The sequence below is a fragment of the Chromobacterium sp. Ag138 genome (assembly GCF_055181315.1).
This window is the reverse complement of the sequence record NZ_JBUPWA010000001.1, coordinates 915,691-939,689: the sequence shown is the minus strand read 5'-3', so window position 1 is coordinate 939,689 and position 23,999 is coordinate 915,691. Positions and strand designations below refer to the sequence as shown.

Annotated in this window: 19 protein-coding genes; 12 read left to right on the top strand and 7 right to left on the bottom strand. The window is 64.8% G+C overall.

The features are described 5' to 3' along the window. The coding region (locus ACY3GB_RS03910) for an IS110 family transposase (protein ID WP_463087585.1) at window positions 1-606 on the bottom strand (606 nt) is incomplete at its 3' end. A gap of 789 nt (window positions 607-1,395) precedes the next feature. On the opposite strand from ACY3GB_RS03910, the gene ACY3GB_RS03905 reads away from it, so the two are divergent. From ACY3GB_RS03905 to accD, 10 genes are all read left to right on the top strand, one after another. Next, a complete protein-coding gene (locus ACY3GB_RS03905; protein WP_463087584.1) occupies window positions 1,396-1,560 on the top strand; it encodes a DUF3955 domain-containing protein in 165 nt (54 codons plus the stop codon). Between the two features lie 488 nt (window positions 1,561-2,048). Continuing rightward, window positions 2,049-3,155, top strand: coding sequence for an aspartate-semialdehyde dehydrogenase (gene asd, locus ACY3GB_RS03900; protein WP_463087583.1), 1,107 nt, complete (start codon window positions 2,049-2,051; stop codon window positions 3,153-3,155). A gap of 130 nt (window positions 3,156-3,285) precedes the next feature. Beyond that, a complete protein-coding gene (locus tag ACY3GB_RS03895; RefSeq protein WP_463087582.1) occupies window positions 3,286-4,296 on the top strand; it encodes an aspartate-semialdehyde dehydrogenase in 1,011 nt (336 codons plus the stop codon). Between the two features lie 148 nt (window positions 4,297-4,444). Further along, window positions 4,445-6,718 carry a FimV/HubP family polar landmark protein gene (locus ACY3GB_RS03890; protein ID WP_463087581.1) on the top strand — a complete coding sequence of 758 codons (2,274 nt, stop codon included), beginning with the start codon at window positions 4,445-4,447 and terminating at the stop codon, window positions 6,716-6,718. Window positions 6,719-7,221: 503 nt separating this feature from the next. Further along, window positions 7,222-9,666 carry a type IV pilus assembly protein FimV gene (locus tag ACY3GB_RS03885; protein WP_463087580.1) on the top strand — a complete coding sequence of 815 codons (2,445 nt, stop codon included), beginning with the start codon at window positions 7,222-7,224 and terminating at the stop codon, window positions 9,664-9,666. A gap of 170 nt (window positions 9,667-9,836) precedes the next feature. After that, the gene (gene truA, locus ACY3GB_RS03880) at window positions 9,837-10,625 is read left to right on the top strand and encodes a tRNA pseudouridine(38-40) synthase TruA (protein ID WP_463087579.1); all 789 of its coding nucleotides are present in this window, start codon (window positions 9,837-9,839) and stop codon (window positions 10,623-10,625) included. A gap of 31 nt (window positions 10,626-10,656) precedes the next feature. Then, on the top strand, window positions 10,657-11,280 hold the full coding sequence (locus ACY3GB_RS03875; protein WP_463090913.1) for a phosphoribosylanthranilate isomerase: 624 nt from the start codon (window positions 10,657-10,659) through the stop codon (window positions 11,278-11,280). After that, window positions 11,267-12,469, top strand: a complete 1,203-nt coding sequence (trpB, locus tag ACY3GB_RS03870; RefSeq protein WP_463087578.1) for a tryptophan synthase subunit beta — start codon at window positions 11,267-11,269, stop codon at window positions 12,467-12,469. Before ACY3GB_RS03875 ends, trpB begins: the two co-directional genes overlap by 14 nt. 11 nt (window positions 12,470-12,480) lie before the next feature. After that, on the top strand, window positions 12,481-13,269 hold the full coding sequence (gene trpA, locus ACY3GB_RS03865) for a tryptophan synthase subunit alpha (protein WP_021476003.1): 789 nt from the start codon (window positions 12,481-12,483) through the stop codon (window positions 13,267-13,269). 75 nt (window positions 13,270-13,344) lie between these two features. Then, window positions 13,345-14,214, top strand: a complete 870-nt coding sequence (gene accD, locus ACY3GB_RS03860; RefSeq protein WP_463087577.1) for an acetyl-CoA carboxylase, carboxyltransferase subunit beta — start codon at window positions 13,345-13,347, stop codon at window positions 14,212-14,214. A 45-nt stretch (window positions 14,215-14,259) separates the two neighbouring features. Here accD and ACY3GB_RS03855 read toward each other — a convergent pair whose 3' ends face one another. From ACY3GB_RS03855 to tsaD, 3 genes are all read right to left on the bottom strand, one after another. Continuing rightward, complete coding sequence (locus ACY3GB_RS03855; protein ID WP_463087576.1) at window positions 14,260-14,967, bottom strand: substrate-binding periplasmic protein; 708 nt, start codon at window positions 14,965-14,967, stop codon at window positions 14,260-14,262. A gap of 106 nt (window positions 14,968-15,073) precedes the next feature. Then, window positions 15,074-16,978, bottom strand: coding sequence for an ATP-binding cassette domain-containing protein (locus tag ACY3GB_RS03850; protein WP_463087575.1), 1,905 nt, complete (start codon window positions 16,976-16,978; stop codon window positions 15,074-15,076). A 44-nt stretch (window positions 16,979-17,022) separates the two neighbouring features. Next, window positions 17,023-18,048 (bottom strand): tRNA (adenosine(37)-N6)-threonylcarbamoyltransferase complex transferase subunit TsaD, encoded by a 1,026-nt coding sequence (gene tsaD, locus ACY3GB_RS03845; RefSeq protein WP_463087574.1) that lies wholly within the window; start codon window positions 18,046-18,048, stop codon window positions 17,023-17,025. Window positions 18,049-18,165: 117 nt separating this feature from the next. Here tsaD and ACY3GB_RS03840 point away from each other — a divergent pair, with 117 nt between their 5' ends. Further along, window positions 18,166-18,582 carry an OsmC family protein gene (locus ACY3GB_RS03840; protein WP_463087573.1) on the top strand — a complete coding sequence of 139 codons (417 nt, stop codon included), beginning with the start codon at window positions 18,166-18,168 and terminating at the stop codon, window positions 18,580-18,582. A 1-nt stretch (window position 18,583) separates the two neighbouring features. Here ACY3GB_RS03840 and ACY3GB_RS03835 read toward each other — a convergent pair whose 3' ends face one another. Further along, the gene (locus ACY3GB_RS03835) at window positions 18,584-19,099 is read right to left on the bottom strand and encodes a NuoB/complex I 20 kDa subunit family protein (protein ID WP_463087572.1); all 516 of its coding nucleotides are present in this window, start codon (window positions 19,097-19,099) and stop codon (window positions 18,584-18,586) included. Window positions 19,100-19,142: 43 nt separating this feature from the next. After that, a complete protein-coding gene (locus tag ACY3GB_RS03830) occupies window positions 19,143-20,045 on the bottom strand; it encodes a helix-turn-helix domain-containing protein (protein ID WP_463087571.1) in 903 nt (300 codons plus the stop codon). A gap of 155 nt (window positions 20,046-20,200) precedes the next feature. On the opposite strand from ACY3GB_RS03830, the gene ACY3GB_RS03825 reads away from it, so the two are divergent. Next, window positions 20,201-21,730: a thioredoxin family protein gene (locus tag ACY3GB_RS03825; protein ID WP_463087570.1), complete on the top strand. Its 1,530-nt coding sequence runs from the start codon at window positions 20,201-20,203 to the stop codon at window positions 21,728-21,730. Window positions 21,731-21,807: 77 nt separating this feature from the next. Here ACY3GB_RS03825 and ACY3GB_RS03820 read toward each other — a convergent pair whose 3' ends face one another. Next, a complete protein-coding gene (locus ACY3GB_RS03820; RefSeq protein WP_463087569.1) occupies window positions 21,808-23,814 on the bottom strand; it encodes a methyl-accepting chemotaxis protein in 2,007 nt (668 codons plus the stop codon). Between the last annotated feature and the right edge of the window lie 185 nt (window positions 23,815-23,999).

Below are 23,999 nucleotides of genomic sequence, written 5' to 3'. Positions count from 1 at the left end.
CAACAGGGCCAGGTCCGCTTTCAATTCCGGGTGACGGTCAATATGGTCGTCGATATCCTGCTGCAACTTGGCCAGTTGTGTTCCGATAAACGCAATCGACTCGATCAGCGACTGCTGAATCAGCTCTGGTGTATCGGTGGCTTCGGCTTTTTCTTGCCGATTCAGCTCACGGCGAAGATCCTGCTGCAGCGCCTCGCGCCGAGCCAGCAACGCCTGTAGCGCACGGGCTTGCCGGCTGGGAGGAATCCAGGCCATAGGTTGGAGCAAGGCTCCATAACGCGCCAGGACCAAGCTATCTACGCCATCGGTCTTGGTTCGAATCGCCAAGCCTTTAGCGAAGTCGCGGATTTGCGCCGGGTTGATGATGGAAACGATCACACCGGCATCGCACAAGGCGATGGCTGCTTGTTCGTGATACACGCCGGTGCCTTCCATCACAGCATGAACCTGCCGGGGCTCCAGGCCTTGCTTGGTCAGCCATGACAACAGAGCATGAATGCCGGTTTTATCGTTGCTCACGCATTTGGCTTTGCGTTTGTTGGCGGCATCCAGCAAAAGAGTGCAGTCCAGTTTGGCTTTGGCTACGTCTATTCCGAGATAATGCATAAAGCGGGTCCTCACGGAAAATGCCTAATCGCCCATTTGCCTTGTGCATGCAGGGTCGAACCCTTGGCTACCGTTCAGTGTCGGATTTGGCGATGAGGTGGAGTCGAAGGCTTTATCTACGGCTCAAGGTCTGGCCTTAAGATTGGGCCCAAGCTGCTTCGGCTCCAGGCAGTGGCGGCTCACCACTACCAATTGCAAGATACAAGGTTGGGCTGAGCTTGCGAAGCCCAATGTTAACCGCGATATATGACGATCAATATTTATGCGATCGTGGTTTTTCTCGGTAAGCGTTGGGCTTCATTTCATCCAGCCCAAGCTACGGTCCTGGCGCAAGATAATCGGCGCCCCGGCGCTGGCATGATCTATCACGTAAGCGGCGTATCTCCTTAGTGGCGATGCGCCGTTTTCTTTTGGGTCAAGGGCCGTAGGTTGGGCTGAGCTTGCGAAGCCCAACGTTCACCGCGATATATGGCGATCAATATTTATGGGGCCATGAATTTTCTTGGTAAGCGTTGGGCTTCATTTCATTCAGCCCAAACTACGGTTCTGACCGCGTGGTCAAAGCCCAAGAGCCTGTTTGGCCTGCCAAGCGGTGTTGGATTGTGAAGGCTCCGACGTCCCCGACGTCCCCCCGGTATGGACTCCAGCATGGAACTTGGAGCGGGAAAGCGGGACTGAGACTTATCCGCTATCTAGGTCTGGAAACTATGTCCCGCTCGTTGAAATCCCTGTTGGTCGTGGTCACGCTGTTGGCGGCTGCCAGGACTGGCCTGCCTGGGCGCGGCTGGTTTGATTGGCTCCCATGTTGACGCAAGCGGCGTGTTGCGCGAACCCTTTGCGCTGATTGCCGGCGGCAGCTTGCTGATCGTGGCCAGTGCAGTTGTCGCCGCCGGCTATTTATTGTGGCAAGGGTTGGCGGCCTGCTTTGCCCGTAAGCGCAGGTTTTACCGTTAATAGCCGCTCACAAAACCCTTGATGTGGCGTCGCGCCAACTTGCGCATCGCCTGTGTCGGCGTGTTTTGCTTCAGGCGTTTCGCTGGGTTTGGCTGGCGGAACCAAGCGCGGCCGACGGTTTGTCATGTTGCCCGCATCCCTGTCCTATGATTCGTTGCCTGGTTAGGCGAGACTTGAGCCAGACATTCCGCGTGATTTCCCAGCGCCCCGGCGCGGCTTTCGAGCTGTTCCAAACTTGATCGACAGCTCGATGGCGATGCTCTGCAAGCTCTCTAGGCACTCCCTGGGGCGAGGCCGAATGTCTGCGGGCACGCTGTTTATCGCGGCTTAATCATTTGTTCTGCGGAACTTCACAATAAAAACGATTTGCCCCATTGCCTGTCTTCTTGGCGCGCTGCACAATGGGGTAACAAAAATTTAACCGCCGCGCCGGCATCAGCCGCGCGGCGGTCACGATTCGGACTTAGGACAGACTCGGGAGATTTCCAGTGAGAGTAGGCTTTGTAGGCTGGCGCGGCATGGTGGGTTCCGTGCTGATGCAGCGCATGCGCGAGGAAAACGATTTCGCGGTGATCGCGGAACCGGTGTTCTTCACCACCTCCAACGTCGGCGGCAAGGCGCCGGACATCGGCCGCGACGTGCCGCCGCTGAAAGACGCCGGCGACATTGACGAGCTGAAGGCGATGGACGTGATCGTCACCTGCCAGGGCGGCGATTACACCACCGAGGTGTACGGCAAGCTGCGCGCAGCCGGCTGGAAGGGCTACTGGATCGACGCGGCCTCCACGCTGCGGATGCAGGAAGACTCCATCATCGTGCTGGACCCGGTCAACCGCGAGCTGATCGACAAGGGCGTGGCCAACGGCGTCAAGGATTACATCGGCGGCAACTGCACCAACTCCATCATGCTGATGGGCATGAACGGCCTGTTCCGCGAAGGCCTGGTCGACTGGGTGTCCTCGATGACCTACCAGGCGGCTTCGGGCGGCGGCGCCAATCACATGCGCGAACTGCTCAAGGGCATGGGCGCGATCCATTCCACCGTGGCCGAAGAGCTGGCCACGCCGTCGTCCGCCATCCTGGAAATCGACCGCAAGGTGGCCCAGGCCATCCGCGAGGACGTGCCGACCGAATACTTCGGCGCGCCGCTGGCCGGCGGGCTGATCCCCTGGATCGATAAGCAGCTGGACAATGGCCAGTCCAAGGAAGAGTGGAAGGGCCAGGCCGAGGTCAACAAGATTCTCGGCACCTCCAGCGTGGTGCCGGTAGACGGCCTGTGCGTGCGCATCGGCGCGATGCGCTGCCACAGCCTGGCGCTGACCGTGAAGCTGAAGAAGGATCTGCCGCTGTCCGAGATCGAAGCCATCATCAAGTCCGGCAACGACTGGGTGAAGTGGGTGCCGAACGACCGCGAGATTTCGGTCAAGGAACTGACGCCGGCCGCCATTACCGGCGGGCTGGAGGTGGGCGTCGGCCGCGTGCGCAAGATGAATATGGGCGGCGAGTATCTGTCCGCCTTCGTGATTGGCGACCAACTGCTGTGGGGCGCGGCCGAGCCGCTGCGCCGCATGCTGCGTATCCTGATCGAGCGCTGACGGGTAGAATAGGCGCGAGCCTGGGCCGGCTTTGCCGGCCGCAACAGAATTCAAGGGCACTTCGGTGCCCTTTTCGCATTGCAATGCCGGTGGGCGAGACGCCGCCGGCGGTAACGATAGGAACAAGATTATGTCGACTTCTCTGCAAATCGCCGTCGTGGGCGCCACCAGCCTGGTGGGCCAGGCCGTGCTGGAATTGCTGGCCGAGCGCAATTTCCCCGCCGCGCGCGTGTTCGCCGTGGACAGCGCCGAGCAGGATGGCAGCACCGTGTCGCTGGGCAATCTGGAACTGGACGTGCACGTGGTGGACGAGTTCAATTTCGAGAATGTCGGTCTGGCTATCTTCGCCGCCGGCGGCGACATCTCGCGACAGTATGTTCCGCAGGCGCGCGACGCCGGCGCGGCGGTGGTGGACTTCAGCTCCGCGTTCCGCGGCGACGCCGGCGTGCCGCTGGTGGCGCCGGCCATCAACGCCGCCGAACTGGAAGAGCTGGGCCGCGCGCCGCTGGTGGCGGTGCCCAATTGCACGGTGACGCCGCTGGCCCTTGCGCTCGCGCCGCTCGCGCCGCTGGGCATCGCCCGCGTGACCGTGGCCACCTACCAGGCGGTATCCGGCAGCGGCCAGAAGGCGATGGAAGAGATGGCGGAACAGACCACCGCGCTGTTCTCGCACCGCGATGCGGAAGTCAGCGTCTACGCCAAGCGCATCGCCTTCAATGTATTGCCTCAGATCGGCGATGTGGACGAAAACGGCGACTCGGAAGAGGAGCGCTCGGTGCGCGACGAGACCGCGCGCCTGCTGAAGTTGAAGCCGGAACAGCTGGAAGTCACTTGCGCCCGCGTGCCGGTGTTCTTTGGCCATTCCTGGGCGATTCAAGTCGAATTGCATGAAGAGTTTGACCTCGAACAAGCGCGCAAACGCCTCAAGGCGGCAGGATTGCAGGTGGTCGGCAGCGAACAGCATGGCGGCTACGTGTCGCCGATGGAGGCAACCGGCAACGAGATGGTGTGGGTCAGCCGCCTGCGCAAGCACGGCAAGACGCTGGGCCTGTGGGTGTCGGCCGACAACGTCAAGGCCGGCGCGGCGCTGCACTGCGTGCGCATCGCTGAAATCCTGGCAGGGCAAAGCGCTTTGGTGTAATCGACGCGTACGGCATGCCAAGCCGGCGGCGGCTGTGAAATCTGGCTAAACGACGTGCAAAGGCCTAAGATTGCAACAGTTGCACACTCATCCCGAAGGGATGGGCGCCGATAACATCTGATAATGCGACAGTGCCGGAAGGTAGACAGTGAGAAATCAGGGAAAACTCAAGCTTGGCGTGCTATTGATCGGCCTGGCGTACTCCGCGTGCGCCTGGGCCGGTTTGGGGAAGATACATGTTCGCTCCAATCTGGGCGAACTATTGAAGGCCGACATCGAGATGACCGGCGTGCAGCCGACGGAGCTTGACGCCGTCAGGGTGGGTCTGGCGGGCATCGAAACCTTCCAGGCCTTGAATGTCGATTACGCCAGCTCCTTGTCGTCCCTGCGCTTCGCGCTGAGTCCCAATACGCGCGGCGCGATGATACGCGTCAGTTCCACTCAGCCCATCAACGATCCCTATCTGCGTTTCGTGGTGGAGGCCAAAGCGCCTTCCGGCCGCTCGGTCCGCGAATATACGGTGCTGCTCGATCCCGCCAACTACACGGCGCAAAACATCGTCCAGGACGTGCCCAGCTATGCCGACGACGACCAGGCCAGCCGCTATCGCCAGGCCGCGCCGGCCAAGGCGGCGCCTGCCGCGCCGCGCGAGCTGACAGTGCGCCAGGGCGCCACGCTGCGCTCGCTGGCGGCCAAGGTCAAGCCCAAGGGCGCGTCGTTGCGGCAGACCATGGCTGCCTTGGTCCAGGCCAATCCGGATGCTTTCGCCGACGGCGACGTCAGCCATCCCAAACCGGGCTCGACGCTGCAGGTGCCGTCCGCGCGCAAGATGCGCGCGCTGTCGGCCAGCCAGGTAGCCGGCATTCTGGGCGAACCCGCCCCGGCGGCGCCGGCTTCGTCGGCGGGCGGCCAGGCCGGCGCGCCGGCGGGCAAGGGCGGCGATGTGCTCAAGCTGGCGCCGGGAGACGGCTCGGACAGCGCCAAGCTCAACGACCTGCAGCAGCAAATCTCAGCCCGGGAAAAAGCGCTGCAGGACGCCACCACCCGCATCGCGGCGCTGGAGCAGCAGTTGAAGGCGCTGCAGAGCAGCTTGCAAGCGCCGGGCGCCAAGCTGGAGCCCATTCCGCCTGCCGCCGCGCCGTCCAGCGCGCCGATGGCGGCAAGCGTGCCGCATGAGGCCGTCGCGGCCAGCGCGCCCAAACCGGAGCCCAAGCCGGCAGAGAAGCCCCATCCCAAGCCCGTTGCCGCGCATCCCGCGCCGCCGCCTGCGCCATCGCTGATGAGCCGGGTGCTGGGCTATCTGCCGTTGATAGGCGGCGGCGTCGCCGGCGTAGGCTTGCTGGGGTTGCTGGGCGTCATGATCGCCAGGCGGCGCAAGGGGGCTGACGAGAATGCCGGCAGCGCCGCCCTGGGCCGCAGCACGGTCGCCGGGCATGACGCCAACGCCGCAGGCGGCAGCAATTCCTTCATGAGCAACTTCACCCAGGCTGCCGGCGCCATCGACGCGGCGGAGGTCGACCCCGTGGCGGAGGCCGAGGTGTACATCGCTTACGGCCGCGATCAGCAGGCCGAGGAAATCCTCAAGGATGCGCTGCAGAAGGATCCGTCGCGCCATGAGGTCAGAATGAAGCTGATGGAGGTGTATGCGGCCAGGCCGGATGTCGCGGCCTTCGAGCGGCTGGCCAAGGAAATGCATGCCGCCTTCGACGGCAAGGGCGCGCTGTGGGCCAAGGCGGCGGCCTTGGGCCGCGCCATCGATCCAGGCAATGCCCTGTATCAGGCGGATGCCGGCGAGCCGGGGCCCGCGCCGGCGACAGCGGGCGGCGAGGTGATAGATCTGGATCAGGAGCTGTTCGGCGACGAAGCGCCCGCAGCCATCGAAGCCGCGCCGGCGCCGGCTGAGCCGGCATCGCCGGCCGCTGAGGAGGTGGATCCGTTGGCGGCGTTGTTCGATGCGCCGCCTGGCGGCGAAGCGCCTCCGGAGCCGGAAGCCAGCGCGCTGGATTTCGATCTGGACGCCATGCTCACCGCGGAGCCCGAGGCCGGCGGAGCCAAGGCGCCGGAGCCGGAGGCTAATATGTTGGACTTCGATTTCAATCTGGACGCCGCGCCGGCTGCCGAGGCCAAGCCGGCGGAGGCTCCAGGCGCCGCCGGGCTGGAATCCTTGTACGAAGACATGCTGGCGGAAGAGCCTTCTGCGGCAGGGGGCGGGCAGCCTGCCGATTCCGCTCCGAACGAGGCGAAAGCCGAAGGCGTATCGGTGATGGACGACCCTTTGGCCACCAAGCTGGACCTGGCCAAGGTTTACCTGGACATGGGCGATCGCGAGGGCGCGCGCGAAGTGTTGCAGGACTTGCTGAGCGAGGCTCAGGGGCCGCTCAAGGAGGAGGCCCAGGCATTGCTCGACAAGATCAGCGCCTGAGGAACCATCGCCGCGAGGCAAAAAACCGTCTGCAGCCATGCGCTCAGGCGGTTTTTTCATGTTCGGAATTCTTGCGCGGCGAATTGCGAGAGCGGGAGCCTGGCTTCATGACGCGGGTAATTGGTTTTTCATTTCGGCTGAATTGGAAAATGTGCCATGCGTTTGCGGGCGTGAAAGCATCGAATGCGTCAGCAGTGCCACCGTAGAAAGCGCAAGAGGATGAGAGGGGAATATCTGTTTTTCAGACGCCGGATGATTCGCATGCGCGGCGGATGGATGCGTAGGCGGGATCGCGCGCCGGCTGTGCGGCGGGTGTTTGGGGCGCTTGAAGCCAGGTATTGCGTTTCGCATGGGATTGTCAGGCGAAAGTGCTATAAGGTTTAATTATGCGTTTTTGCAAAACGCCGGCCGCCTTGATGGATAAGGGCCTTCGGGGCAAAGGCGGGTATTTTTCCGCCGGGCCGGGCTGTATCATGCATGCAAGAAGATTGGGAACATCAACGATGGCTGCAAACTTTCGCAAGACAGGCTTGGCGCTGCTGCTGGCGGGCATGGGAAGCATTCACGCGGCGCATGCGGGGCTGGGTCCGATACGCGTGCTTTCGGCGGACGGAGAATCGTTCGCCGCTGAAATACCGGTCGTCAATGAGGATATCGAAGACCTTGCCCAGGTAAATCTGGCCGATCGCAACAATTATCCGCTGCTTTCCCCTTACAGCGGTTCGGCGCCGGTTTTGCATTTCAATCTGGTGCGCAGCAGCGATGGCCGCATCAGCAAGGTGCAGGTGAAAGGCCCGGCGAGTTTCGGCGAGGCCTTGCTGCGCTTCGCTGTGGAGGTGCGCTGGCCTGCGGGCAGCCTGGTTCGCGAGTTCGAGGTGGATTACAAGCGCGATGGACCGCGCCGCAAGGCGCCGGCTCCCGCCGGCGGAGACGACGACAAGCGCCATGCCGCGACGCCGGATCAGGGCTCCAGGCTGGACGGCGCGGGTTTGGGCGATATCCGCGTCAGCTCCCGCCTGGGAGAGCCGCTGACCGCCGAGCTGCCTTTGCTGGGCGGCGCTTTCGACAAGTCGGAGCAGTTGCGGGTGGCGATTCTGCCGGACGCCGCGCAAGGCGTGGCGCTGAAGGAGCAGCTGTCGCAAGTCGCGTCGATTTCGCATCAGCTGGATCGTTCACCCAGCGGGCACCGCGTGTTGCGGCTGTCTTCATCGCTGCCGATCACCCAGCCGAGATTGTCGTTCCGGATCGAGGTGGTCGCCGGCGATGTCAGGGCGCAAAAGACTTATAGCCTGGCGCTGGACGGCGCCGCGGCCAAGAGCGGCGCGGATGCGGCCAGAACCGTCGCCAAGCCGGGGGCGAAGCCTGCAGGCTCTGAGGCGGCGTCCAACGGCAACACCTACCAGGTGAAAAGAGGCGATACCCTGTCCGGAATCGCCATGAAGATGAGCGGGCAGGCGCGCGGCGAGGATGTGGCCGGGCGGCTGTTGCGGGACAACCCCGAGGCCTTTGTCGGCGGCGACGCCAATCGTCTGCTGGCGGGCGCGGAACTGCATTATCCGAGCGGCTGGACGATGCGGGAAGCGGCGAAGGGCGAGGGCAAGCCGGAGCAGGCGAAGGGTGCCGCCAAGCCCGGCAGCATGGCCAAATTGCTGGCGGAAGGGCATCAGGCCGATCTGGAGAAGCCGCACCCGGCCAAGGCGGCGGCCCAGCCGGAAGCCAAGCCGGCGGCGAAACCCGTTCCGGAGCCGAAGCCTGCCGCCCAGACGGCATCATCGCCGCAGGCGCTGGCGGCCGAGCGCCGCATGCGCGACATGCTGATGAAGCAGGAGCAGGCGCTGAAGCAGACCGAGCAAAGAGCCAAGGCGCTGGAAGACAAGATCCGCTCGCTTCAGCAAGCCAAGAGCAAGCCCTCTGCCGCATCCGCACCATCCGCGGGCGTTGTGGCGGCCAGCAAGCAGGAGGGCGGCGTGTCCGCCAAACCCACGCCTGCCGCGCCCAAACCACCCGCCGAGAAGCCCGAGGCGCAGGCGGCGCGGAAGGAAGAGCCGCCGGAGACGCCGGCAGTCAAGCCGGAGGTTCCCGCTTTGCATGGACCGCCGGAACTGCTTCAGCCTCCCGAGAGCAGGCGCGAGCCGGTCATGCTGCGTGAGGCGGCGCCGCCGTCTGCGCCGGCGCGTGGCGCGGCGGCTGGCCCGATGGCGGCGTTGAGCGACCGTGATGTGCAAATCAAGCTGGGCGGCGCCGCCGCCGCGCTGGGATTGGTGGCGCTGCTGCTGATCCGCCGCCGCCGCGCCGCCGCTGGCCAGGGGGCCGGCGGCGAAGCCGGCGACGATGCCCAATCCGCCAAGATGCAGTTGAAGCCGCTGACCTCGCTGATGAGTTCGTTGAAGAGCGACGAGGGCATCGATCTGGGTTCCGTCGACGTGATGGCCGAAGCAGAAGTCTATCTGGCTTATGGACGCGACGACCAGGCGCTGCTGATTCTGCGCGAGGGCCTGGCGAAAGAGCCCTTGAGGCAGGATCTGCGCTACAAATTGCTGGAAGTGCTGGCGGCTCAGCCAGACAAGGAGGCGTTCATCGAGGAAGCTGTCGCGACTCAGAGCATGTTCAGCAAGGACAGCACCTTGTGGCAGCGGGTCAGCGAACTGGGCCGAGCCCAATTGCCCGACCATCCCTTGTTCGCCCAAGAGCGCGGCGCGGAGCCGCAGAGCGCCGCGCCCCAGGTTGCGGCACCCGAGCCGCGCCCCGCGATCGCGGTTCCTCCGCCCGCGGCGCCGGCGGCCGCGACTGTCGCCGCGAAAGCGCCTCCCACACCGCCGCCGGCAATGGAGGCACCGATCGAGGGGACCGAGGATGTCGAGAAAATGGAGCTGGCCAAGCTCTATATGGAAATGGGCGACAAGGAAACCGCCGAGCTGTTGATGCGCGAGGCCCAGCACGGCCGATAAGCGCGTGGGCGGGGATGGCCAATGGCACCGGTTTCGGCCGGTGCCATTTGTTTTTGTATTGAGGCGACGCGTGTGGCGCAAACTAGGCCGGATAGGATAAAGTGGGTGCTTTATCGCTCTGGGCGAGGCTTTGTCCGGCCCGGAGCGTGGCAATGAATGGATGAGTGGGTATGAGAATCGCGCTCGGCATAGAGTATGACGGTCGGGCGTTCGCCGGCTGGCAGACCCAGCCGCACGGCAACACGGTACAGGACAGGCTGAATCAGGCATTGGGGCAGATCGCCGGCAACCGCGACGTGGCCACCCACGCCGCCGGCCGCACCGACGCCGGCGTGCATGCCGCGATGCAGGTGGTTCATTTCGATACCGACGCGACGCGTCCGCTCAACGCCTGGGTGAGGGGCGTCAACGCGCTGTTGCCGCCCGAGGTGGCCGTGGTGTGGGCACGCGAAGTCAGCGACGAATTCCATGCCAGGTTCTCCGCGTTTTCCCGCAGCTACAGCTATTTCCTGCTGACGCATCCGGTCCGCTCCTGCCTGCTGGCGGGCAAGGTGGGCTGGTATCACCAGGCGCTGGATGTGGCGGCGATGCGCGAGGCGGCGGCCCGGCTGCTGGGGCGGCATGATTTTTCCAGCTTCCGCGCGTCGGAGTGCCAGGCGAAGTCGCCGGTCAAGGATCTGCAGCAACTGGATATCGTCGAGTCCGACGGCCTGCTGCGCTTCGATTTGAGCGCCGACGCCTTCCTGCACCACATGGTGCGCAACATCGTCGGCGCGCTGCTGTACGTAGGCAAGGGGGCGTTGAGCCCTGGCGACATGCAGGCCTTGCTGGCGGCGCGCGACCGCACCAGCGCGCCGCCCACCTTCATGCCGGACGGCTTGTATCTGACCGGCGTGGGCTATCCGGACGAGTTCGCGCTGCCGTCCCGTTGCGAGGCGGAGCGGCTCAGGCTGCGCTGAAGTTCAACCCTTATCGAGTGGGGCACAGGGAATCGTGGTCAGAATCAAGATTTGCGGCATCACCCGGCCTGAGGACGGCGCCGAGGCGGCCCGCCTGGGCGCGGATGCGGTCGGACTGGTGTTTTACGACAAGAGCCCGCGCAATGTGTCGATTGAGCAGGCCCGCGCGGTGATCGCCGCGCTGCCGCCCTTCGTCAGCGTGGTGGCCTTGTTCGTCAATCCCGAGCGCGAGTGGGTGGAGCGGGTGCTGGCCGGCTGCGCGATCGACGTGCTGCAGTTTCACGGCGAGGAGAGCGCTGAGTTCTGCCGCGCTTTCCATCGACCCTACCTGAAGGCGGTGAGGGTGAGGCCGGGGGTGGATCTGCTGGAGTGGGCGAGCCGTTATCCCGATGCGCGCGGCCTGTTGACCGACGCTTTCGTCGAGGGCGCGCACGGCGGCACCGGCGCCACTTTCGACTGGACCCTGCTGCCGGACGATCTGCCCTTGCCGCTGATCCTGTCCGGGGGGCTGGACGAGCAGAACATTATCGAAGCCGTGCGCCGGGTGAAGCCGGCCGCGGTGGACGTCTCCAGCGGAGTGGAGGCGTCGAAGGGAATCAAATCCGCTGCCAGAATGGCGGCCTTCATATCAGGAGCAAGACATGGATCGGTATGATTTTCCGGATGCGCAGGGCCATTTCGGCCCGTACGGCGGCGTTTACGTCGCCGAAACCTTGATGGTGGCGCTGGATCAGCTGAAAGAAGAATACGCCCGCGTGAAGGCCGATCCGACGTTCTGGCAAGAGTTTCATCATGAGCTCAAGCACTATGTCGGCCGCCCCAGCCCGGTTTACCACGCCAAGCGCTGGTCCGAGCAGCTGGGCGGCGCGCAGATCTGGTTCAAGCGCGAAGACCTGAACCACACCGGTGCCCACAAGATCAACAACGCCATCGGCCAGGCGCTGCTGGCCCGCCGCATGGGCAAGAAGCGCGTGATCGCCGAAACCGGCGCCGGCCAGCATGGTGTGGCCACCGCCACCGTCGCCGCCCGCTACGGCATGGAGTGCGTGGTGTACATGGGCGCGGAGGACGTCAAGCGCCAGTCGCCCAATGTATTCCGCATGAAGCTCCTGGGCGCCACCGTGGTGCCGGTGGAGTCCGGCTCCAAGACGCTCAAGGACGCGCTGAACGAAGCGATGCGCGACTGGGTGACGAATGTCGATTCCACCTTCTACATTCTCGGCACCGCCGCCGGCCCGCATCCGTATCCTATGCTGGTTCGCGATTTCGTATCGGTGATCGGCGCGGAATCCAAGATCCAGATGCCGGAAGCGATAGGCCGCCAGCCCGACGTGGTGGTGGCTTGCGTGGGCGGCGGCTCCAATGCGATCGGCATGTTCCATCCCTATATCGACGTGCCGGGCGTCCGCATGGTGGGCGTGGAGGCGGGCGGCCACGGCGTTTCCAGCGGCAAGCACGCCGCGCCGATCTCCTCCGGCGCGCCGGTGGGCGTGCTGCACGGCTCCAAGAGCTACCTGATGCAGGATGCGGACGGCCAGATCATCGAGACCCATTCGGTTTCGGCCGGGCTGGACTATCCCGGCGTGGGGCCGGAGCATTGCCACCTGAAAGACATCGGTCGCGCCGAGTATGTGTCGATCGACGACGACGAGGCGTTGCGCGCCTTCCACGATTGCTGTCACCTGGAAGGCATCATCCCGGCGCTGGAATCCAGCCACGCGCTGGCCTGGGCCGCCAAAGTCGCGCCGACCATGGGCAAGGACCAGGTGATTCTGGTCAATCTGTCCGGCCGCGGCGACAAGGACATCAATACCGTTGCCGGCCTGGCCGGCATCACGCTGTGAAGGGGGCGAGAATGTCACGCATTGCCAACTGTTTTGCCGAGCTCGCGGGCAAGAAAGCCCTGATCCCGTTCATCACCGCGGGCGATCCGCATCCCGGCCTGACCGTGTCGCTGATGCATGGTCTGGTGGAGGGCGGCGCCGACATCATCGAGCTGGGCGTGCCGTTTTCCGACCCGATGGCCGACGGCCCGGTGATCCAGCGCGCGTCCGAGCGCGCGCTCAAGCACAAGGTGGGTTTGCGCCACGTGCTGGAGATGGTGGCCGAATTCCGTCGCGACAACGCAACGACGCCGGTGGTGTTGATGGGCTACCTGAATCCGCTGTGCGCGATGGGCTATACCGAATTTGCCGCCCGGGCCAAGGCGGCCGGCGTGGATGGCGCGCTGACGGTGGATTGTCCGCCGGAAGAGGCCGCCGAGCTTCAATCCGCGCTGGATGCCCAGGGTCTCGACACCGTGTTCCTGGTGGCGCCGACCACGCCGCCGTCGCGGGTGGCGGAAATCGCCAAACTGGCGCGCGGATACGTTTATTATGTGTCGCTGAAAGGCGTGACCGGCGCCGGACATCTGGACATTGAGGATGTAGCGCGTAAAATTGCTGCCCTCAGACAACAATTGCCGCTGCCGATAGGCGTGGGCTTCGGGATTCGCGACGCCGCGACTGCCAAGGCCATCGCCGCCGCCGCCGACGCGGTGGTGGTGGGCAGCAGGCTGGTGCAGGAAATTGAGGCGGCGACACCCGAAACTGCCAGAGAGCAGTTAACTCGTCTGGTAGCCGAATTAAAGGCTGCCATCCGCTAGAACACAGACGGGGGCGCATCGCCCCCGTCGCAATGTGGCCGGAGATATCCGGACACCTAGATTCAAGGAGTCAGCATGAGCTGGTTGAACAAGCTCCTCCCGCCGAAGATCAAGCGCGAAAACCGCGCCGACAAGCCTTCGGCGGTGCCGGAGGGGCTTTGGAGCAAATGCCCGGAATGCGAAGCGGTACTGTATTACACCGATCTGGAAAACAACCTCCAGGTCTGCCCGAAGTGCAGCCATCACCACCCGTTGACGGCGCGCCAGCGCCTGAACCTGCTGCTGGACGAAGAAGGGCGGCGCGAGGTGGGCGAGGAAGTGCGGCCGGTGGACATCCTGAAATTCAAGGACAGCAAGAAGTACCCGGACCGCCTCGCCGCCGCCAAGAGCGACACCGGCGAGGATGACGCGCTGGTGGTGATGCAGGGCAGCATCCATTCACTGCCGGCGGTCGTGGCCGCGTTCGAATTCAAGTTCATCGGCGGTTCGATGGGCTCGGTGGTCGGCGAGCGCTTCGTGCGCGGCGTGCAGGCTGCGGTGGAAGCCAAGGCGCCGTTCATCTGCGTGTCGGCTTCCGGCGGCGCGCGGATGCAGGAAGGCCTGAATTCGTTGATGCAGATGGCCAAGACCAGCGCCGCGTTGCAGCTGCTGACCGAGCACAAGCTGCCCTTCATTTCGGTGCTGACCGATCCGACCATGGGCGGCGTGTCCGCATCCTTCGCCTTCCTGGGCGACGTGGTGATGGCCGAACCAAAAGCCCGCATCGGCTTCGCCGGCGCCCGGGTCATCGAGCAGACCGTGCGCGAAACGCTGCCGGAAGGCTTCCAGCGCGCCGAGTTCCTGCTCGACAAGGGCGCGGTGGACATGGTGGTGGACCGCCGCGAACTGAAGCGCAAGATCGCCGGCCTGATCACGCTGCTGATGAAGGAGCCTGCCGCCGTTTGAGCGGCTTGTGCCTAGGCTATCCAATGCCGCCTTCGGGCGGCATTTTCATTTGGGGCGGCAGCCTTGCAGCGCGTTGTTGAATTGGGGCAGGAATTGCGGGCCCTCGCGGGCGAGGAAGGCTTTGCCGAAGTAGAGGCCCATCGGCAGCGCTTCCGCTAACTCGCTGCGCAGCTCCGCCTGCAGCCCCAGGCGGGCGATCAGCGCGTCCACCGCGTAGGCGTTGCCCAGCACCGCATCCACGCGCCGCGATTGCAGCATGCGCAGCAGCTGCTCGCTATTGCCCGGGGTGGCGGTCAGTTGATAGCCGTGGTCGCGCAGCCAGGCGTCCATATTGGAGCCGCTGAAGGCGGCGATGCGGGCCTGGCGTTTGAATGCCGGGCTGGAAGGCGAAAGCGGATTGGCTTTGAGCAGATACCAGCGCCGCTCGTAGGGAATCAGCGGGGCGGACAGCGTCGCGTAACTGTCGCGCTCTTCGGATGGCGTGGCGGCAAAAAAGCCATCGGATTGCAGATGCTGGACTTGCCACTGCGCGCGGGGCCAGGGCAGGAAATCCAGGGTGTAGGGGCGCTGCATCTTTTTCAGCGCGCAGTCGACGACCTGCACGGCCAGGCCGTCCGCCTGGCCGTTGTCGCGAGTGAAAGAGAGGGGAGGCTGCTGATGGGTGGCGAGGCGGATGGGCTCTGCCGGAAAAGTGCAGGGCGCGGCCAGCAGCAGGCTGGCCAGCAGAAGCTTGTGCGTGAGCGCATGCGGCATGGCGCGTTCCGGTTCGCGGGAGACCCCGCTTCTTCTTAGCGTAAGAAGACGGCGGCGGAGATTACAAGTAATTTCTCTCGCCGCCATGGTCCGTCGCCAGCGGCGCTCAGTCGGCCTGGGCCAGCGCTTCCAGTTGTTCCTGCACTTCCATCCACTCCTCTTCGACAACTTCCAGCTTGCCCGAGACTTCGCCCTGGCGCCGCACGCTGTCGGCCAGTTTCTGCTTGTTGGCGTCTTCGTAGGCGTCGCTGGACGACAGGAAGGCTTCCAGCTGGCTCTTTTCCTGCGACAGCTTGTCCATTTCCTGCTCCAGCTTGGACAGGCGGCTCTGCAAGGGTTTGCGCTGCTTGGCCAGCTGTTGGCGCGCTTCGGCTTCCTGCCGCTTCAGCTCCTTGCGGTTGACTGTCTGCGCGTCGCCGCCGGACGGCTTGCCGTCTTCCGCCAGTTGGGCGAGGCGCCACTGGCGGTAGTCTTCCAGGTCGCCGTCGAAGGGCTGCACCTTGCCGCCGCTCACCAGCCAGAACACGTCGGTGGTGGATTCCAGCAGGCTGCGGTCGTGGGATACCACGATCAGCGCGCCGGTGAAGTCCTGCAGCGCCAGCGTCAGCGCGTGGCGCATCTCCAGATCCAAGTGGTTGGTCGGTTCGTCCAGCAGCAGCAGGTTGGGCTTTTGCCAGACTATCATCGCCAGCGCCAGGCGCGCTTTCTCGCCGCCGGACATTGGGCCGACCGGATCGGTGGCGGCGTCGCCGCGGAAGTTGAAGCCGCCTAGGAAGCTGCGCAGCTCCAGCTCGCGGGTGGTCGGCGCCAGGCGCTGCATGTGCAAGAGCGGCGATTCGTCGGGACGCAGCGTTTCCAGCGTGTGCTGGGCGAAGTAGCCTATCTTCAGCATCTGCGCGTTGATGCGCTCGCCGGCTTGCGGCGCCAGGTCGCCGGACAGCAGCTTGACCAGCGTCGATTTGCCGGCACCGTTGACGCCCAACAGGCCGATGCGCGCGCCGGCCTCCACCGACAGGCTGATGCCGGACAGAATGGTCTTGTCGCCATAGCCGGCGCTGGCCTTGTCCAGCTTCAAGAGCGGGTTGGGCAGATGCTCGGGGCTGTCGAAATGGAAGTCGAACGGCGAGGCGGCGTGAGCCGGGGCGATGCGCTCCAGTTTTTCCAGCGCCTTGACTCGGCTCTGCGCCTGGCGCGCCTTGCTGGCCTTGGCCTTGAAGCGGGTGATGAACGATTCCAGGTGGGCGATCTGGCGTTGCTGTTTTTCATATTCGCCCTGCTGGCGCGCCAGCTTCTCGGCGCGCATCACTTCGAACTGGCTGTAGTTGCCGGTGTACAGCGTCAGCGTCTGGTTGGCCACTTCCACGGTGTGGCTGCAGATGGCGTCCAGGAAGTCGCGGTCGTGGGAGATCACCAGCAGCGTGCCCGGGTAGGCTTTCAGCCAGTCTTCCAGCCACAGCACGGTTTCCAGATCCAGGTGGTTGGTCGGCTCGTCCAGCAGTAGCAGGTCGGAGCGGCACATCAGCGCCTGGGCCAGGTTCAGCCGCATGCGCCAGCCGCCGGAGAAGCTGGCCACCGGGCGTTGCTGGCCGGTCTCGTCGAAGCCCAGGCCGGTCAACAGCTTGCCGGCGCGGGCCGGCGCGGAGTAGGCGTCGATATGGGCCAGCTCGCCGTGCAGATGGCCGATGGCGTTGCCGTCGTGCTTGTCTTCCGCTTCAGCCAGCTGGGCTTCCAGCGCGCGCAGCTCCTTGTCGCCGTCCAGCACGTAATCGAGCGCGCTGCGTTCCAGCGCCGGCGTTTCCTGCGCCACGTGGGCGACGGTCCAGTTGGGCGGCAGCAGCATGTCGCCACCGTCGGCGTGCAATTCGCCCAGCAGCATCGCGAACAGGCTGGACTTGCCGACGCCGTTGGCGCCGGTCAGGCCGGCCTTGTAGCCGGGGTTCAGCGTCAGGTTGGCGCCGATCAGCAGCTCTTTCAGGCCGCGGCGCAGGCTGAGGTTTTTCAGTTGGATCATATTCTTCTGGCCGCCCGCTTGAGCGGACGGCGTATGCGTTCGGTTTAAACCGCCGGCAGGCTGGACAGGTCCCAGCGCGGCTTGATGGTGAAGCCGCCGGCCGGCTCGGCGAATTTGACGCGCATGGCGCCGGCGAAGGCGATCATCGCGCCGTTGTCGGTGCATAGCGCCAAGGGCGGGTAGAACACCTCGAAGCGTTTGCGGGCGGCGGCTTCGTCCAGCGCGGCGCGCAGCTGCTTGTTGGCGCCGACGCCGCCGGCCACCACCAGCCGCTTCAGGCCGGCTTGTCTCATCGCGGCCAGCGACTTCCTCACCAGCACCTCGACGATGGCCTCCTGGAAGGCGCGGCAGATGTCCATCCGCGTCTGTTCGTCCAGCTCGCCTTGGGCGGATTCCTGCTGGCGCACCAGGGTCAGCACCGCGGTCTTCAGGCCGGAGAAGCTCATGTCCAGGTTGCCGGAGTGCAGCATGGGCCGCGGCAGCGTGAAGCGGTCCGGACTGCCGGATTCCGCCAGCCTGGACAGCAGCGGGCCGCCGGGATAGGGCAGGCCCAACAGCTTGGCGGTCTTGTCGAAGGCCTCGCCGGCGGCGTCGTCCACCGTCTCGCCGAGGATTTCATAGTCGCCGACGCCGCGCACCGCCATCAGCTGGGTGTGGCCGCCGGAAACCAGCAGCGCCAGGAAGGGGAACTCCGGCTTCGGGTCGGCGAGCAGCGGCGACAGCAGGTGGCCTTCCAGGTGGTGGACCGGGATCACCGGGATGTTCAGGCCGAAGGCCAGCGCATTGGCCATGCTGGCGCCCACCATCAGCGCGCCGCCCAGGCCGGGGCCCTGGGTGTAGGCGACGGCGTCCAGGTCGGCCAGCGTTTTGCCGGCGTCGGCCAGGCAGGCTTCGGTCAGCGGGATGGCGCGGCGGATATGGTCGCGGCTGGCCAGCTCGGGCACCACGCCGCCGTACTCGGCGTGCATCGCCATCTGAGTGTGCAGCTGATGGGCCAGCAGGCCTTGTTCGGTGTCGTACAGCGCGACGCCGGTTTCGTCGCAGGAGGATTCAATGCCTAGTACCAGCATGGGTGCAGCTCGGAATATAACGGGACAATCTTTCTATTCTACCGGTGAATCTTTGTCCGCCCAAATCGGCAGTGTTAGTCTGATGAACATTTTTGATGATTAAGAGGGGGCGGGACGATGCAGGCGAGGCTGAAATGGGTGGACGGCGTGTGTTTCATGGGCGAAACCGGCAGCGGCCACGCGGTGGTGATGGACGGCGCGCCGGAGGGCGGCGGCCGCAATCTGGGGCCGCGGCCGATGGAGCTGGTGCTGCTGGGCACTGCCGGCTGCACCAGCTACGACGTGATCGCCATCCTGAAAAAATCCCGCCAGGACGTGCGCGACTGCTGGGTGGAAATCCAGGCCGACCGCGCCGACGCCGATCCCAAGGTGTTCACTCGCATCCATTTCCACTTCGTGGTGACGGGGCGAGAGTTGAAGCCGGACGCGGTGGAGCGGGCGATCAAGCTGTCGGCGGAGAAATATTGTTCGGCGTCCATCATGCTGGCCAAGACCGCCGACATTACCCACGATTTCGAGCTGCGCGAGGACTGATTCAGCCGGGTTGCTTGCTTGCCGGGCGGCCCGGCAGCTCGCGCCGGCTGGCGGTGTCGTTGCGGCGTATCTTGGCCTGCAGCTGCATCAGGCCGTACAGCAGCGCCTCCGCGGTGGGCGGGCAGCCGGGCACGTAGACGTCCACCGGCACGATGCGGTCGCAGCCGCGCACCACGGAATAGCTGTAATGGTAATAGCCGCCGCCGTTGGCGCAGGAGCCCATCGACAACACGTAGCGAGGCTCCGACATCTGGTCGTAGACCTTGCGCATCGCCGGCGCCATCTTGTTGGTCAGCGTGCCGGCCACGATCATCAGGTCTGCCTGGCGCGGCGTGGCGCGGGGTATCCAGCCGAAGCGGTCCATGTCGTAGCGAGCCGCCGCCGCGTGCATCATCTCCACCGCGCAACAGGCGAGGCCAAACGACAGATACCACAGGCTGCCGCTTTGGGCGCGGCCGAACAGGCCGTCGACGGTGGTGAGCAAAAAGCCGTCTTTTTCCAGCGAGGGGCTGTTCATCTGGGGTCTCCGTTAGGCAAGGCCCCCATGCTGCGCCCCTTTCTCAACAAGCGTCTTGTACCGAGGCGACATCCGTCGCTTCGGCCGCCCGCATTTCCCGCAGATCGGCGTCCACGCTGTCCATCACCAGCCGTTTATCGCGCGCGTCGTAGCGCAGCAGGTCCAGTTCCCGATTGCTTTGGCCACGGAGACCCTGCGCGAATTCGCGCGGGGTGAAGCCTGACAGCAGCTTGAAGTCGCGGCTCAAATGGGCCTGGTCGAAATAGCCGCAGTCCAGCGCCAGATCGGCCAGAGAGCCTTCCCGGCTCAGGATCATCCCGCCCATCGCCCGCATGAAGCGCGCCATCCGGCGCATGTCGCGCAATGGCTGGCCGTAGCGGGCGAGGAAGCGGCGCTCGAATTGGCGCGTGCTCAGGCTGGATTGTTCCGCCAGCGTGCGGGCATCGAGAAACAGGGAGGCGGCCGGCAGCCGCCAGTGGTCGAATCCACCCGGCGCTGCCCGCCGCGCCAGCCTGCGCGTGATCCAGGCGGACAGCGCCGCCACCCATTGTCCGGCCCCGTCTCCCGGCCGCAGGCTGTCGAACAGCGCTTCTTCCTCCGCGCGGCCGATGAGCGCGTCCAGCGGCCAGATTTGGTCGGTCAATTCATGGCTGGAAATGCCGAACAGCGTTTGCAGCTGGCCGAGCCGCAGCGGCGCGCTGGCGAAAACGGCTCCGGCGGAAATGCGCAGGCTGACCGGGCGCGACAACGCGCCGACGGCGAAGCTGCGCGGCGACGCCATGCGTTCGCCGCCGCGCTCCGCGCAGCTGTCGCCGCTCAGCAGGACGCCGATGTAGGGGAAGGGCATGGCGGGCATCCGCAGCACGCCGCCGTCGGCATGTTCGATGTGGAAGTAGCGGACGATGCCGCTCAGCGATGGCGGGGGCGGCAGGATCAGGCGGCTCATGGCCATCGATGATAGGCTAGCCGCCAGCGGAATGCCATTGGTATCGCCGGCGTCTTTTGCCGCGCTGCTGCTAAGCAAATCGCCAGTCCATCTTTATGCCTTGTGAATATTGGGTGTAGCATGGTGCCATTACAAAGACAGAAAGAGGCAGAGACATGAAGCGAACTTTGTTGGTGATGGCGCTGGCGTTGGCCGGTTTGATGCCGATCGCGCATGCCGACGTCAGCGACGGCCATGCCTTGCCGCCAGGCATCAGCTGGCAGCAGGGCGACGTGCCGGCGGCGTTCGCCCGCGCCCAGGCGGAAAACAAGCCGGTGTTCCTGTACTGGGGCGCGGTGTGGTGCCCGCCTTGCAACCAGGTGAAGTCCACCATCTTCAACCGCCCGGACTTCATCGCCGCCACCCGCCAGTTCGTGTCGGTGTACCTGGATGGCGATAGCGAGAACGCGCAGCAGCTGGGCGAGAAATTCAAGGTGCGCGGCTATCCGACCATGATCCTGTTCCGCCCCGACGGCACGGAGATCACCCGCCTGCCGGGCGAGGTGGACCCGGAGCGCTACTTGCGCACGCTGCAATTGGGCTTGACCACGGTGAAGCCGGTGAAGACGCTGTTGTCCGACGCCTTGGCCGGCAACGCGCTGGCGGCGGCCGACTGGCAGTTGCTGGCCGATTACGCCTGGGATGTGGACCGCGGCCAGCTGCTGCCGGAGAAGGACGTGCCCGCCACGCTGGAGAAACTGGCCGAGCGGGTGCCCGCCGAGCCGGCAGCCGTCGCGACCCGACTGCAATTGAAGGCGCTGGCGGCCTTGGCCGGGGAGAAAGCGCCCCCGGCTTTCGACCGAGACCTGGCGCGGGGCCGGTTGCTGCAGGTTCTGGGCGACGACCGGCTGAGCCGCGCGAACGCCGACATCGTCATCTATTCCGCCAGCGACGCGCTGAAGCTGCTGGGCGACGACGCGGCCCTGCGCGAGGCCTTCGACGCGCAATTGAGGAAACTGGAGGCGGACGGCACGCTGTCCTGGGGCGATCGCCTGGGCGCGGCGTCGACCTTGCTGGCCTTGTACAAGCAGCAGCACCCCAAGCAGCCGTTGCCGGCCGAACGGGTGGCCGACGTGAAAGCCAGGGCGGCGGAAGCGGACAAGGCCAGCTCTAACCCTTATCAGCGCCAGGCGGTGATCACCGCCGCCGGCGAGCTGCTGGCCGACGCCGGCCTGCTGGATGAGTCCGACAAGCTGCTGCGAGGCGAACTGAAAACCTCGCACGCGCCTTACTACCATATGCTGATTCTGGCCTCCAACGCCAAGGAGCGCGGCGACAAGGCCGCGGCGCTCGACTGGTACCAGAAGGCCTACCAGGCGTCGGAAGGGCAGGCCACCCGGCTGCAATGGGGCGCCAGCTACGTCAGCAACGCGGTGGAACTGGCGCCGCAGGACGCCGGCCGCATCGAAAAGGCCGCCAGCGAAGTCTTCGCCGACGCCGGCCACTCCAGCAGCGCCTTCTACGAGCGCAGCCGCCGCTCGCTGGAAAAGATCGCCAGCCGCCTGAAGGCCTGGAACCAGGACCAGAAGCACGCTGGCGAAATCGGCCGCCTGGCCGGCCAGTTGAACGGGGTGTGTGAAAAACTGCCGGCCGGCGATGCGCAGAAGCCGGTGTGCGACGATTTGGTCAAAAACCTGAAGTCCTGATTCGGCGCTGCCGCGCAGCGCAAATCCCCGCCCGGGCCAGGCCTGCGGCGGGGTTTGTCGTTTGTGGGCAGGCGGGTTTATTCGTAGGTCGGGTTATGGCAGAAAAACAGGAAGGCCTGCTCCAGTTGGGCCAGTTGTTGCTGATCAGGGCGGCCGAAGGAAAAGCCGCACAGCTGGCCTTCCTCGGTTGGGCGCGTCCATAGCAGCTTGGCCGCCAGCTTCAGTGGCTGCTGGCTGGCGTAGCGTTCTATGGAGTCCTGGGGCAGCTGGATGTTGAGCGACAGCTCGCTTCCGACCTTGGCCTGCAGCGGCATAGGCAGCCGCAGCTGCAAGCCGGTCAGGCTGAAGTCCACGGTGGTGGCGTCGCGCATCTGGCTGCCGTCGCTCACTTGCACCAACAGGTTTTTGTTGACCCGCGGGTGGCGGCGATGTTCGTCGCTGCGGGCGGCTGGCGTCCAGTTGGGATCGAAGCGGAATGTCTCCATGATCTGGCTGAGCTTGCCGGTCACCCGATAGAGGTCGCGGCTGATCACGCCGGTGGTGCGCACTTTCAGGGCGTTGTCGGCCATGCTGTCCAGCAGCTTGCCCAGCAGCGAGCGCAAAGCGTCCAGACGTTGCATCTGGGTGGAGCTGGCATCGCTGATCTGGTGGGCGGCCTGGACATTGTTGTCGATGTCGCGCACCAGGCTGGAGATGGCGGCGCTGGCTTCCTCGGCTTTTTGCATGCCGGCGCGGGTGCGTTCGATGATGCCCTGCACCGAGCGGGTGTTTTCCTCTATCAACCGGTTCAGGTTGCCGATGATGGCGGTGATCTCATCGGTGGCCTGGCCGGCGTGGTGAGCCAACTTGCGCACTTCGTCCGCCACCACCGCGAAGCCGCGCCCGGCTTCGCCCGCTCTGGCCGCTTCTATCGCGGCGTTCAGCGCCAGCAGATTGGTTTGTTCGGTGATGCTGGAGATGGTCTGGGTGATGACCTGGATTTTTTGATTGGCTGCGCTCAAGGCCTGAATTTTGCCTTCGGCCTGCTGGGCTTCGTCTACGGCGCGTCCCATCTCCTCGATATTGCTGCGCATGGTGGACATGCCCTGGTTGGCGCTGAGGCGCGCCTGGTCGGCGTGGTTGCTGACCTCCTGGGCGATGGCCCGCACTGTTTCCGTGGTTTGTTCCAGCACCGTGGTGGCATGGCGGACTTCGTCCGAATGGCCTTGTTCCCGCTCGGAATTGTCGGTGATGTGCTTGGAAATTTCGGAGATCTGGTACGACGACTGCCCAACCTGCTTGGTTTCCTGATCCAGCAGCCGCAGATGCCCGGTGAGATTCTGCGTCATGGTTTTCATCGAACCCAGCAAACTGTCGGCGGACAGCGACTGGTTCGCGACCTGCAAGGACAGATTCCCTTCGGCGATTTCCTTGGCCACTTCGGAAGCGTAGGCGGGCTCGCCGCCCAACAGCCGCCGCAGGCTGAGGTATTGATAAGCGTTGGCGGCCAGAATCAGCAGGATGGCCACCGCGGCGATGGCGGCGTTGAGCAGCGCGGTTTGCCGCATCGTGCTGTCTTGGGCGCTTTTGGCCGCGGTGGAGATTTGATCCAGGCGCTTGGACAAGCGCTCCAGCTGTTCGTCTATCGCGTTGGTGGTGTCGTCGAAACCGGATCCGGGTTTTTTCATGATGGCGTTGCCGGCCTCTTTGCCTTGCCGGATATAGGCTTCCACCATGACGCGCCCTTCTTCGTGCAGGCGGTTGACTTGCGGTTTCAGCGCTTGCAGGTCAGGCGTCAATTCCGGCAGCAGCTGTGACAGCTTATCCAGTTCGGCGAGGACCTGTTTCCAGTTGCGGTCCTCATCCCGGTAGTCGTCGGCGGTTTCGCCGGTGGCGGCGGCATCGGTCAGAAACTGCTGGATTTGCACCACGTTGTAGCGGGCGTTCTTGAAATGCAGCAGGGCCGCCGAGGCGTTGTCGCTGGCGGCGGCGGTCTCTTTCAGCCAAGCATTGCTCTGCCATATCAGCGCATTGCCGAACAATAGCGGGATCACGGCGATGGCGGTGCCGATGGCCATGAGTTGGCGAATGGTCAGTTGTCGCATCTGGTTCTCTGGTCTGGCGTCGGAATGCTTAGTGGGTCATTGAGGAATGCTTGGCTGCGGCGGGGACTTATTTAAATATATGCGCTATGGCGTTGATGATATATGGATGGACGCGAGTTCGACGTAAGTCATGCAAAAGACATCGCAGGCGGCGCGTGTGCCGGTTCGGGAGGCGAAAGAGGACG